Source organism: Isoptericola sp. S6320L, from assembly GCF_023015685.1.
In the GTDB taxonomy this organism is placed as follows: Bacteria; Actinomycetota; Actinomycetes; order Actinomycetales; family Cellulomonadaceae; genus Isoptericola; species Isoptericola halotolerans_A.
In genome coordinates this window covers 92932-104619 of sequence record NZ_JALKAT010000005.1, presented here as the reverse complement: position 1 = coordinate 104619, position 11688 = coordinate 92932, and the positions used below count along the sequence as shown (strand labels likewise).

At 72.4% G+C, this 11688-nt stretch carries 12 protein-coding genes; 10 read left to right on the top strand and 2 right to left on the bottom strand.

The genetic code is table 11. The annotated features are described in order from the left end of the window. Window positions 1-93: 93 nt before the first annotated feature. The 6 genes from MWU57_RS04835 to pstB all read left to right on the top strand — a co-directional run bounded on the left by MWU57_RS04835 (window position 94) and on the right by pstB (window position 6274). Complete coding sequence (locus tag MWU57_RS04835) at window positions 94-1377, top strand: cell wall metabolism sensor histidine kinase WalK (RefSeq protein ID WP_246907608.1); 1284 nt, start codon at window positions 94-96, stop codon at window positions 1375-1377. Further along, window positions 1374-2090, top strand: coding sequence for a response regulator transcription factor (locus MWU57_RS04830; protein ID WP_246907606.1), 717 nt, complete (start codon window positions 1374-1376; stop codon window positions 2088-2090). The genes MWU57_RS04835 and MWU57_RS04830 overlap by 4 nt, the downstream gene beginning before the upstream one ends. A 141-nt stretch (window positions 2091-2231) precedes the next feature. Beyond that, entirely contained in the window at window positions 2232-3365 is a 1134-nt protein-coding gene (gene pstS / locus MWU57_RS04825) for a phosphate ABC transporter substrate-binding protein PstS (RefSeq protein WP_207767678.1), read from the top strand. A gap of 142 nt (window positions 3366-3507) precedes the next feature. After that, on the top strand, window positions 3508-4485 hold the full coding sequence (gene pstC, locus MWU57_RS04820) for a phosphate ABC transporter permease subunit PstC (RefSeq protein ID WP_106266114.1): 978 nt from the start codon (window positions 3508-3510) through the stop codon (window positions 4483-4485). Next, window positions 4485-5447 carry a phosphate ABC transporter permease PstA gene (gene pstA / locus MWU57_RS04815; RefSeq protein ID WP_106266112.1) on the top strand — a complete coding sequence of 321 codons (963 nt, stop codon included), beginning with the start codon at window positions 4485-4487 and terminating at the stop codon, window positions 5445-5447. The genes pstC and pstA overlap by 1 nt, the downstream gene beginning before the upstream one ends. A gap of 47 nt (window positions 5448-5494) precedes the next feature. Beyond that, window positions 5495-6274 (top strand): phosphate ABC transporter ATP-binding protein PstB, encoded by a 780-nt coding sequence (gene pstB, locus MWU57_RS04810; RefSeq protein ID WP_106266111.1) that lies wholly within the window; start codon window positions 5495-5497, stop codon window positions 6272-6274. 335 nt (window positions 6275-6609) lie between these two features. Here pstB and MWU57_RS04805 read toward each other — a convergent pair whose 3' ends face one another. After that, complete coding sequence (locus tag MWU57_RS04805; protein WP_106266109.1) at window positions 6610-7077, bottom strand: hypothetical protein; 468 nt, start codon at window positions 7075-7077, stop codon at window positions 6610-6612. Window positions 7078-7326: 249 nt separating this feature from the next. Between MWU57_RS04805 and MWU57_RS04800 the strand changes: the two genes are divergently transcribed. From MWU57_RS04800 to ispF, 3 genes are read left to right on the top strand one after another with little or no spacing between them, the layout of a single operon-like run. Then, complete coding sequence (locus tag MWU57_RS04800) at window positions 7327-7809, top strand: CarD family transcriptional regulator (protein WP_098464588.1); 483 nt, start codon at window positions 7327-7329, stop codon at window positions 7807-7809. Continuing rightward, entirely contained in the window at window positions 7806-8543 is a 738-nt protein-coding gene (ispD, locus tag MWU57_RS04795) for a 2-C-methyl-D-erythritol 4-phosphate cytidylyltransferase (protein ID WP_246907695.1), read from the top strand. The genes MWU57_RS04800 and ispD overlap by 4 nt, the downstream gene beginning before the upstream one ends. Next, window positions 8540-9031, top strand: coding sequence for a 2-C-methyl-D-erythritol 2,4-cyclodiphosphate synthase (gene ispF / locus MWU57_RS04790; protein WP_106266106.1), 492 nt, complete (start codon window positions 8540-8542; stop codon window positions 9029-9031). Before ispD ends, ispF begins: the two co-directional genes overlap by 4 nt. Window positions 9032-9068: 37 nt before the next feature. On the opposite strand, the gene MWU57_RS04785 is transcribed toward ispF, so the two are convergent. After that, window positions 9069-10433, bottom strand: a complete 1365-nt coding sequence (locus MWU57_RS04785; RefSeq protein ID WP_246907604.1) for a D-arabinono-1,4-lactone oxidase — start codon at window positions 10431-10433, stop codon at window positions 9069-9071. Between the two features lie 44 nt (window positions 10434-10477). Here MWU57_RS04785 and MWU57_RS04780 point away from each other — a divergent pair, with 44 nt between their 5' ends. Next, a complete protein-coding gene (locus tag MWU57_RS04780; protein WP_246907603.1) occupies window positions 10478-11671 on the top strand; it encodes an alanine racemase in 1194 nt (397 codons plus the stop codon). Window positions 11672-11688: the final 17 nt, after the last annotated feature.

Genomic DNA, 11688 nt, shown 5'->3' with positions numbered 1-11688 from the left:
TCACGAGGTCCACAGGTGAACAGTGGACGACACGTCAGGAAGCAGACGGCGCACCGGCACGGCGAGGGCGTCGGCGCGACCTAGGCTGAGGGCGTGGAGGGAATCATCCAGGGTGCGACCGCCGTCGTCGCCGGCGTGCTCGGCGTCGTCGTCGGGCTGGTCGCTGCCCTCGCCTTCCGCTTCTCGGACCGCAACCAGCGCCGTGACGCGGACGCCGGGACGTCGGAGCTCGACGGCGGTCTGGTGCGCGTGCTGTCGGTGCTGCGCTCCGCAGCGGTCGTGATCGGGGACGACGACGAGGTCATCCGCGCGTCCCCGCCCGCCTATGCCCTGGGCATCGTGCGCAACGACGCGCTGGTGCACCCGGCGATCGTGGACATGGTGCACGGTGTGCGTCGTGACGGCGTGATCCGCGAGGAGGAGCTGGAGCTGCCGCGCGGCCCGATCGGCTCCGGCACGGTGCTGCTGCAGGTGCGCGTCGCCGCGCTGGGGCTCGACAACCTCCTCGTGCTGGCCGAGGACCGCACCGAGGCGCGGCGGGTCGAGGCCATCCGCCGCGACTTCGTCGTCAACGTCTCGCACGAGCTGAAGACGCCGGTCGGCGCGCTCGCCCTCCTCGCGGAGACCGTCCAGGACGCCGCGGACGACCCGGTGGCCGTGCGCCGGTTCACCGAACGGATGCAGTCCGAGGCGCACCGGTTGTCCGCCCTGGTGCACGAGATCATCGAGCTCTCCCGCCTCCAGGTGGCGGGCGCGCTGCAGAAGGTCCGTCCGGTCCCGGTCCGGGACGTCGTCGACGAGGCCGTCGACCGCGCCCGGACGACGGCGCAGGGCAAGAACATCACGATCACGGTGGGCGGCTCGGCGGACTGCGTCGTCTTCGGTGACCACAACCTGCTCGTCACGGCGGTGCGCAACCTGCTGGACAACGCCGTGTCCTACTCGGGGGAGAACACCCGGGTGGGCGTCGGCGTGCACGAGCGCGGCGGGCTGGTCGAGATCGACGTCGTCGACCAGGGCATCGGCATCTCCGCGGAGGTGCAGGAGCGGGTGTTCGAGCGCTTCTACCGGGTGGATCCCGCGCGATCGCGCGACACCGGCGGCACCGGCCTGGGACTGAGCATCGTCAAGCACGTCGCCGCCGACCACGGCGGGGACGTGCGGGTGTGGTCCGAGCCGGGCAAGGGCTCGACGTTCACCCTGCGGATACCTGCCGCGGACCTGCCGGCCGGCGAGCTGACGACCGGGCCGTCGGGCAGCCCCGACGACGAGACCGACGGCGTGACCCACGACTCGCACGTGTCCCCGAGGGCGGGACGCGGCGGTGACCATGAGCACGGGCCGGAAGGCCCGACGAACGAGGAGGTAGGCGCGTGACGCGCATCCTGGTGGTCGAGGACGAGGAGTCCTACCGCGACCCGCTGACGTACCAGCTGACCCGCGAGGGTTACGAGGTCGTGGCGACGTCGAACGGCAACGACGCGCTGGACAGGTACGACGACGGCGGTGCGGACCTCGTGCTGCTCGACCTCATGCTCCCGGGCCTCAGCGGCACGGAGGTGTGCCGGGAGCTGCGGCAGCGGGGGGACGTGCCCATCATCATGCTCACCGCCAAGGACTCGGAGATCGACAAGGTGGTGGGGCTGGAGCTCGGCGCCGACGACTACGTCACCAAGCCGTACTCCTTCCGCGAGCTGCTGGCGCGCATGCGTGCGGTGATGCGCCGGCGCGGCGCGGCCGGCGTCGACAGCGGCGCCAACGGGCACGACGACGACGGCGAGTCCGTGCTCGAGGTCGGTCCGGTGCGCATGGACGTGGAGCGGCACACGGTGGCCGTGGGCGGCGAGACGGTCTCGCTGCCCCTCAAGGAGTTCGACCTGCTCGAGCTGCTGCTGCGCAACGCCGGACGCGTGCTCACCCGCGGGCAGCTGATCGACCGCGTGTGGGGCGCGGACTACGTCGGTGACACCAAGACGCTGGACGTCCACGTGAAGCGCATCCGCTCCAAGATCGAGGCCGATCCCGGGTCGCCGGCCCTCCTCCTGACGGTGCGCGGACTGGGGTACAAGCTGGCCGACGACGAGTCCTGAGAGGCCGGCGCGCCAACAGGCCGTCGGTTGTTCATGCGTCGTTCACCTGCTCCTGGCTGCCGGGCCACCTGGCCTCCCTAGCGTTCCAGTCGAACGCCGGCGGCCGCCGGTGCCACCACATGCGTGAAGGATGGACGACTCGTGAACCTCAGCCGATTCACTCGTGCAGGATCTGCCGTCGCCGTCGGCGTGCTCGCTCTGAGCCTCGCCGCGTGCGGCTCGGACCCGGAGCCCGCGGACACCGCGGCGGGTGACGACACCGCGGACTCGACGGAGACCGGCTCCGCCGAGGACATGGAGTCGCTCTCCGGGCAGCTCTCCGGCGGCGGCGCCTCCTCGCAGGAGGCGGCGATGAACGCCTGGCGCGCCGGGTTCCAGCAGATGAACCCGGACGCGACCGTGAACTACGACCCCGTCGGCTCGGGTGGCGGTCGGACCGGCTTCGGCGACGGCTCGTACGCCTTCGCGGGCTCCGACGCCGCCCTGGACGAGGAGGAGCTCGCCGCGGCCGAGGCCCAGTGCGGCCCGGGTGGCGTCATCGAGTTCCCCGGCTACGTCAGCCCGGTCGCGGTGGCCTTCAACCTCGAGGGCGTCGACTCGCTGAACCTCCAGCCGGAGACCATCGCCAGCATCTTCCTCGGCGAGATCACCCAGTGGAACGACGAGGCGATCGCGGCGGACAACCCCGACGCCGAGCTCCCCGACACCGCGATCACCGTGGTGCACCGTTCCGACGAGTCGGGCACCACGGAGAACTTCGAGGAGTACCTCTACTCGGTGGCCCCCGACATCTGGACGGAGGAGCCGTCCGGCGTGTGGCCGGTCGAGGGCCAGGAGTCCGCGCAGGGCACCTCCGGCGTCGTCGGGGCCGCGCAGGCCGGTGAGGGCACCATCACGTACGCCGACGCCTCCCAGATCGCCGACCTGGGCACCGTCGCCGTCGGCGTCGGTGACGAGTTCGTGCCGTACTCGGCCGAGGCCGCCGCCGAGGTCGTGGCCCAGTCCCCGCGCACCGAGGGCACCAGCGAGTACGTCTACACGATCGACCTGGAGCGCGACATCGCGGGCACCTACCCGATCGTCCTGGTCTCCTACTCCCTCGCCTGCACGACCTACGCCGACGAGGAGACCGCCGGTCTCGTCAAGGGCTTCCTGACCTACCTCGCCAGCGAGGAGGGTCAGCAGGCTGCGGCCGACGCCGCCGGTTCCGCCCCGCTCTCCGACACGATCCGCCAGGCCGTCATGCCGGGCATCGAGTCGATCTCCGCGGGCTGACCGACTCACCCGCAGGTCGACGTCGGCCCGGTGGCCGGGTGCAGCGCCCCGAGGGGGTGCACCCGGCCACCGGGCCCGGCGTCGACCTCTTGAAGCAGAGGCGGCCGCAGTGCCCAAGCACGAACGAGGAATCGAAGTGAGCATGACCGACAGTCCGCCCCGGGCCAGAGCCCGAGCGACCCGCCGTCGCGGGTCCGACCGCGGTTTCAACCGCGTCTTCCGCTGGATCGCCGTGGGCTCGGGCGTCCTGATCCTGGCGGTCCTGGCCGCCGTCGCGCTGTTCCTCCTGTGGCAGGCGTGGCCGGCGCTCACCGCAGGGAGCGACGAGCTCGCCACCGCCGTGCCGCGCTACCCGGAGGACACGTCGTTCGTCGCGTACGTCGGCCCGCTGGTCTTCGGCACGCTGCTCGCCGCGATCCTGGCGCTGGCGATCGCCACGCCGCTCGCGATCGGCATCGCGCTGTTCATCTCGCACTACGCGCCCCGCCGGCTGTCCCAGGTGCTCGGCTACCTGGTGGACCTGCTCGCCGCGGTGCCGTCGGTGATCTACGGCCTGTGGGGCTTCTTCGTCCTCGCCCCGTTCGTCGTGCCGATCTGGTCGTGGCTCAACGAGTACCTCGGCTGGTTCCCGCTGTTCGCCGGCGAGGCCTCGCCGACGGGCCGCGTGCTCGCGACCGTCGCCATCGTGCTCGCGGTGATGATCCTGCCGATCATCACCGCCGTCTCGCGCGAGGTCTTCCTCCAGACGCCGAAGCTGCACGAGGAGGCCGCGCTCGCCCTCGGCGCCACGCGCTGGGAGCTGGTGCGGACCGCCGTGCTGCCGTTCGGTCGCTCGGGCATCATCTCCGCGGCGATGCTGGGGCTGGGCCGCGCGCTCGGCGAGACCATGGCGGTGCTGATGATCCTCTCGCCCGGGTTCCTCTACTCGTTCCACATCCTCGACAGCGCCCAGCACCAGACCATCGCCGCCTACATCGCCCTCGACTTCCCGGAAGCCAGCGGGCTGGCGGTCAACACGTTGATCGCCACCGGCCTCGTGCTGTTCGTCATCACGCTGGCCGTCAACATGGGAGCGCGCGCGATCGTGGCGCGGCGCAAGGAATTCTCGGGGGCCAACTGATGAGCGCGACCACCGCACACCCGCCGACGGCCGAGAGCACCGAACGCGTGCGCAGCATGCTGACGGCGGCCCACCCGGGCCGCAAGCGCGTCGACCGCACGATGACGGTGCTGGTCTGGGGAGCCTTCGCGCTCGCCATGGTGCCGCTGATCTCCCTGCTGTGGACCGTCACGTCCAACGGCATCGGGCGGATCAGCATGGACTTCCTGACGCTGTCGATGCGCAACATCTTCGGCGGCGACCCGACCGGTGGCATCTACCACGCCATCATGGGCACGCTCATCATCACCGGCCTGGCCACGCTGATCTCGGTGCCGATCGGCGTGCTGACCGCGATCTACCTCGTCGAGTACGGCCGCGGCGCACTGGCCCGGTCCGTGACGTTCTTCGTCGACGTCATGACGGGCATCCCCTCGATCGTGGCCGGTCTGTTCGCCGTGGCGCTGTTCACGCTCATCCTCGGGCCGGCCGCACGGTTCGGCCTGATCGGCGCGGTCGCGCTGTCGGTGCTGATGATCCCCGTGGTCGTGCGCTCCTGCGAGGAGATGCTCAAGCTGGTGCCGAACGAGCTGCGCGAGGCGGCCTACGCGCTCGGCGTCCCGAAGTGGCTGACGATCGTCAAGGTCGTGCTGCGCACCTCCGTGGCGGGCCTCACGACGGGCGTGCTGCTGGCGATCGCCCGCGTCATCGGCGAGACCGCCCCGCTGCTGGTCGCCGTGGGTGTCACGGACTCGATCAACACGAACCCGTTCGAGGGGCGCATGATGACACTGCCGGTGTTCGCCTACCGGCAGTACAGCCAGGGCCTGGCCACGTGCCCGGGCGGCGAGTCGGCGACGTGCATCCCGGACATCGCGCTCCAGAACGCGTGGGGTGCGGCGCTCGTGCTCATCGTGCTGGTGCTCTTGCTCAACATCATCGGTCGGCTGGTGAACCGCTGGTTCTCCCCGAAGCTGCGCTGACGCGCAGAACCGCTTCTGCACACGCAGCTCATACGAAGGAGACAACGATGGCTCAGCGCATCGATGTGAAGGATCTCAACATCTACTACGGCGACTTCCTCGCCGTGCAGGACATCACGATGACGATCGAGCCGAAGTCGGTGACCGCCCTCATCGGGCCGTCCGGCTGCGGCAAGTCGACGTTCCTGCGCACCTTGAACCGGATGCACGAGGTCATCCCGAACGCCCGTGTCGAGGGCACCGTCGAGATGGAGGGCGTCGACCTCTACGGCTCGGACGTCGACCCGGTCGCCGTGCGCCGCAACGTGGGCATGGTGTTCCAGCGGCCGAACCCGTTCCCGACGATGTCGATCCGTGACAACGTGCTGGCGGGCGTCAAGCTCAACAACAAGCGGATCTCCAAGGCCGACGCGGACGACATGGTCGAGTCCTCGCTGCACGGCGCCAATCTCTGGAACGAGGTGAAGGACCGCCTGGAGAAGCCGGGGTCGGGCCTGTCGGGCGGTCAGCAGCAGCGGCTCTGCATCGCCCGCGCCATCGCGGTGAAGCCGCAGGTCCTGCTCATGGACGAGCCGTGCTCGGCCCTCGACCCGATCTCGACGATCGCGATCGAGGACCTGATCGGTGAGCTCAAGAGCGAGTACACGATCGTGATCGTCACGCACAACATGCAGCAGGCAGCGCGCGTGAGCGACCGCACCGCGTTCTTCAACATCGCGGGCACCGGCAAGCCGGGCAAGCTGATCGAGATGGACGAGACCTCGACGATCTTCTCGTCGCCGTCGGAGAAGTCCACCGAGGACTACGTCTCGGGCCGCTTCGGCTGATCCCCCGCGACGTCGCCGAGGTAGTGCCGCCTGCGCTGAGGTAGTGGCTCACCCGCCGAGGTAGTGCCCCACCCACCGAGGTAGTAGCGCACCCGGCGAGGTAGTAGCGCCCACCGCGACGAAAGGCCCCTCCCGCTCGAGCGGGAGGGGCCTTTCGCTGCTACCTCGGCCGGACCAGCGCTACCTCGGCCGGTGAGCCACTACCTCGGCGGGGCCGGCGCTACCTCGGCGGGTGAGCCACTACCTCGGCGGGGCCGGCGCTACCTCGGCGGGTGAGCCACTACCTCGACGAGTGAGCCACTACCTCGGCGGGGCCGGCGCTAACCCGGCGTGGGTCAGGGCAGGTAGTCGGCGTACTCCGGCAGCGTGCCGTCGAGCACGGGCAGGAAGAACTCCTCGGTCTCGCCGGCCGCGGAGAGCGTCGCCTCGAGGTTGGCGCCGGGGATGGCGGCGACGTTGTCGATGAGCGTCTCCGTGCCGTCGGCGCCCAGGTAGGCCGTCTCGCCGGCGGCCACGGGCACCGACACCGGGGCCGCCCCCGGCGTCTCGAGCTCGAAGACGACGTCCTCGTCCGAGTTGTTCGCCAGCGCGCCGAGCAGGTTCCCCGGCGCGTTCTCCTCGGCCGCGATGACCACCAGGTTGAGCCCGCGCACCTGGGCGTCGGCGAAGTCCACGCGCGTGCCGTCCGAGGGGGCGTAGGGCAGCTGTGTGGTGACCGGCGCGCACGCGCCCAGCAGCAGCGCTCCGACGGCGGCGCCCGCGACGGCGAGGGTGGTTCGGGCAGGACGGGCGGAGCGGGCCACGTGCTCTCCTTCGGCTGGAGCGTGCGTGCCGACGGCAGGTCTTGTGCACGCGTTGTGTCACTGGATGGGAGGACGCAGTGCGCCCGGCGCCATCCTAGTGGGGTCCGGCGACCTACATCCACCGAGGCTTCGCGCAGGCCTCTGACCTGCGGCGATGCACTGTCGAGGCCTGCTGGGAAGCCGTGCGGGCACGGGGAGGAAGCCCTTGCCCGTGATAGACTCGGCCACTGGGAAAGGGGACATCTACAGATGACGTTCACAGTAGGCGAGACGGTTGTCTACCCGCATCACGGGGCCGCGCTGATCGAAGAGGTCAAGACGCGCAAGATCCGTGGTGAAGAGAAGATGTACCTCAAGCTCAAGGTCGCCCAGGGCGACCTGACGATCGAGGTCCCGGCCGAGAACGTCGACCTCGTCGGCGTGCGAGACGTGGTCGACCAGGAAGGCCTGGACAGGGTCTTCGACGTGTTGCGCGCCCCGTACACCGAGGAGCCGACCAACTGGTCGCGGCGTTACAAGGCGAACCTCGAGAAGCTCGCGTCCGGCGACGTGATCAAGGTCGGCGAGGTCGTGCGCGATCTCTCCCGCCGTGACGCGGACCGTGGCTTGAGCGCCGGCGAGAAGCGCATGCTGGCCAAGGCCCGTCAGATCCTCGAGTCCGAGGTCGCCCTCGCCGAGGGTGTCGACGAGGAGAAGGCCGGCGCCATCATCGACGAGGTGCTCGCCTCCTGACGACGCTCGCGATCCTCACCGCGGCCGGTTCCGGCACGCGGCTCGGGCGGGATGTCCCCAAGGCGTTGGTCGACGTCGGCGGCCTGCCGATGATCGCCCATGCCGCACGGGCACTGGCGGACTCCGGCGTGGTGGACCTCCTCGTCATCACCGCGCCGCCAGGTCGCAGCGCGCAGATGCGTGCCGCCGTCGGCCCCCTGGACCTCGAGCTGCAGGTCGTCGACGGCGGCGTCACGCGCCAGGCGTCTGTCGCGGCCGGGCTCGCCCGCGCCGAGCCCGGCACCGACGTCGTCCTCGTGCACGACGCCGCCCGGCCGCTCACCCCGCCCGCGCTGGTCCGGCGTGTCGTGGCGGCCGTGCGCAGCGGGCACCCCGCCGTCGTCCCCGGGCTGCCGGTCACCGACACCATCAAACGGGTGGCGCCCGACGACGGCGCCCCGGTCGAGCGGTCCGCCGCCGGCGCGCCCGTGGTCGAGCGCGTGGTCGAGACCCCTGACCGCAGCACCCTGCGAGCCGTGCAGACCCCGCAGGGCTTCGAGCGCGAGCTGCTGGTCCGGGCGCACGCCGAGGGTGCGTCCCGGGCGGCCGCCGAGCACCTGGCCGCCACCGACGACGCGGGCCTGGTCGAGGCGCTCGGCGAGCCGGTGCACGTGGTCGCGGGCGACGTCGCGGCCCTGAAGATCACCACCGAGCGCGACCTCGCCATCGCCACCCTGCTGCTGGAGGAACGATGAGCGCCCTGCCGCGGACCGGCGTCGGCGTGGACGTCCACGCGTTCGCTCCCGAGGGGTCGGACCGCGAGCTGTGGCTCGGTGGCCTGCGCTGGCCGGGGGAGCGCGGTCTGGCCGGCCACTCGGACGCGGACGTCGCGGCGCACGCCGCGGCCGACGCGCTGTTCTCGGCGGCGGGCATCGGCGACCTCGGGTCGCACTTCGGCACCGGACAGCCCGAGTGGGCCGGAGCGAGCGGCGTCACCCTGCTCGCCGAGGCGGCGCGCCGCGTGCGCTCGGCGGGCTTCGAGATCGGCAACGTCGCGGTCCAGGTGATCGGGAACCGGCCCAAGGTCGGGCCGCGCCGGGCGGAGGCCGAGGCGGCGCTGTCGGAGGCGGCCGGCGCCCCGGTCTCGCTGAGCGCGACGACGTCCGACGGCCTGGGGCTCACGGGTCGCGGCGAGGGCGTCGCGGCGATCGCCACGGCCCTGGTCGCCCCGACCGCCCGGTAGCTCCGGCCTCGACCCGCTCCCCGAACCGCCCCGACGTCTACGGGGTGCCGAGGACCCGGTCCGTGTAGGCGTTCCGGAAGGTGCCACCGGGGTCGACGACGGCACGCACGCTCGCGACGTCGTCGAGCGGGTAGTGCTCGGCCAGGTCGTCGGCCGTGCGGGTGTGCAGCTTGCCCCAGTGCGGCCGTCCACCCGCCGCGACGAAGATCTCCTCCGCCGCGGCGAAGTACCGCTCGCGGGGCATCCGGTGGTACTGGTGCACGGCCACGTACGCCGTGTCCCGGTCGCGTGCCGTGGACAGCCACACGTCGTCCGCCGCCGCGCAGCGCACCTCGACGGGGAACGGCACCGGCTCGCCGGACGTCCGCAGCCACGCTGCCAGGTCGGTCAGCACCTCGCGCAGGGCGTCGCGGGGCACCGCGTACTCCATCTCCGCGAAGCGCACCCGCCGCCGTGTCACCAGGACCTGGTCCGACGGCGCCACGTACGTGCGGTCACCGAGCGCGGCCGCGCTCATCCGGTTGATCTGCGGCACCCAGCGGGGGGTCGCGGCCGCCACGTGCATGGCGGCGCCGAGGACGCCGTTGGCGAGGACCTCCTCGTCGAGGAGGGTGCGGGCGCCGGCGCCGAGGCGACGCAGGGCGCCGGGCAGGCCCTCCTGCCGCTCGGCGTGCGCCGCCGCCTCGTCGCGGTCGAGGGGGTCGTTGCACCACGTGAGCATGCGGTCCGTGCCGGGGAACCAGTAGGCGTCGACCCGCTCGTGCCGGTCGACCAGCGCGTCGTAGCCGTCCACGACCTCACGCCACGGCCGCACGGTCTCCGTCGAGCGGAGCAGGTAGGCCGGCACGACCTCGAGGGTCACCGCGGCGAGCACGCCCACGGTGCCCAGGCCGAGGCGTGCCACCTCGAACAGCACCCGCTCCGGCGAGCCGGGCGGGTCGTCGTCGGTGACCGTCCGCACCGAGCCGTCGGCCAGCACCAGCCGCACCCCGCGTACCTGCGTCGCCAGCCCGCCGAGCCGCGCACCGGTGCCGTGCGTACCGGTGGAGATCGCCCCGGCGACCGACTGCCGGTCGATGTCGCCGAGGTTGCGCATCGCCAGGCCGTGCGACGCCAGGGTCCGGTTCAGCTCGTGCAGCCGGGTGCCGGCCCCGACCGTGACCAGGGCGCCGCCGGAGGGCAGCCGCTGCACGGACTCCAGCCCGCGCAGGTGGTCCAGGCTGAGGAGCAGCCCGTCGGTCACGGCGGCGTCGGTGAACGAGTGCCCCGCACCGACGGCACGCACCCGCAGCCCGTCGCTCGCGGCGCGGGCGACCAGCGCCCGGAGCGCCGCCTCGTCGCGGGGTGTCGCCTGCTGTGCGGGCTCGGCGGTGAAGGTCCGCCCCCAGGTGGTGAACGTCACGGCGGACACTCTGCCACGCCGGGGCGCCGGTGTACCGTGCCTGCATGGGCGTGACCGAGCGGCTGACCAGGGCGACGACCGGTCTGCCCGCGCCGCTCGCCGTCGTCGACCTCGACGTGTTCGACGCCAACGCCGCGAGCCTGCTCCGTCGGGCCGGCGGCACCCCGGTCCGGGTCGCCGCGAAGTCCGTGCGGGTGCGCTCCCTCGTCGAGCGTGCCCTGGACGCCGGGTTCGCGGGGGTCATGGCGTACTCCCTCGAAGAGGCCCTGTGGCTGGTCGGGACGGGAGTGCGCGACGTGCTCGTCGGGTACCCCACGGTCGACGCGGGGGCGCTCGACCGCCTCGCCGGCGACGCGGTCGCCCGGCGCGAGATCACCCTCATGGTCGACGACGCCGCCCAGCTCGCGCTCGTGCGGTCCGCCCTCGCCGGGCACGCCGCGCCGGGGGAGGAGGCCGCGCTCCCGGAGGTCGCGGTGTGCCTCGACGTGGACTCCTCGCTCCGGGTGGGCGTAGGTCCGCTCCGTCTGCACCTCGGCACGCGCCGGTCGCCGCTGCGCAGCCCCGAGCAGGTGGCCGCGCTGGCTGCCGAGGTCGACCGTGCCGACGGCCTGCGGCTGCGCGGGCTGATGTTCTACGAGGCGCAGGTCGCGGGCCTGCCCGACACCCCGGCGGTCCGGGTGGTCAAGGCGCTGTCCGTGCCGGACGTCGACCGGCGCCGCCGCGGCATCCTCGCGGCCGTCCGTGCCGCCGTCGGGCACGAGGTCGAGCTGGTCAACGCCGGTGGCACCGGGTCGCTGGAGACGTCCGCGGCCGGGTCCGGCGTGACCGAGGTGACCTCGGGCTCCGGGCTGTTCGTCCCCGGCACCTTCGACGGGATGCGCACCGTGACGCAGCGTCCGTCGGCGTTCTTCGGGCTCGACGTGGTGCGGAACCCCGGCCCCGGCTGGGCGACGGCGTTCGGCGGCGGGTACGTCGCGTCCGGGCCCGCCGGCGCGTCCCGGCTGCCGCGGCTGGTCACGCCCGGCTGGTCGCTCACCCGGCAGGAGGCCGCGGGCGAGGTGCAGACCCCGCTCCGGCTGCGCGGCGGGCGACCCCTGCACGTGGGGGACAGGGTGTGGTTCCGCCACGCCAAGGCGGGCGAGCTGATGGAGCGGTTCGCCGCCGTGCACCTCGTGCGCGGCGACGAGGTGGTCGGCACGGTGCCCACCTACCGCGGGGAGGGTCGCACTTTCGGCTGACGTCTGGTTCGCTGGCC

Coding starts and splice junctions, on each gene's coding strand:
- pstC (WP_106266114.1), top strand. CDS start 3,508: ATGACCGACAGTCCGCCCCGGGCCAGAGCCCGAGCGACCCGCCGTCGC.
- ispF (WP_106266106.1), top strand. CDS start 8,540: ATGAGCGCCCTGCCGCGGACCGGCGTCGGCGTGGACGTCCACGCGTTC.
- pstA (WP_106266112.1), top strand. CDS start 4,485: ATGAGCGCGACCACCGCACACCCGCCGACGGCCGAGAGCACCGAACGC.
- MWU57_RS04800 (WP_098464588.1), top strand. CDS start 7,327: ATGACGTTCACAGTAGGCGAGACGGTTGTCTACCCGCATCACGGGGCC.
- pstB (WP_106266111.1), top strand. CDS start 5,495: ATGGCTCAGCGCATCGATGTGAAGGATCTCAACATCTACTACGGCGAC.
- MWU57_RS04780 (WP_246907603.1), top strand. CDS start 10,478: ATGGGCGTGACCGAGCGGCTGACCAGGGCGACGACCGGTCTGCCCGCG.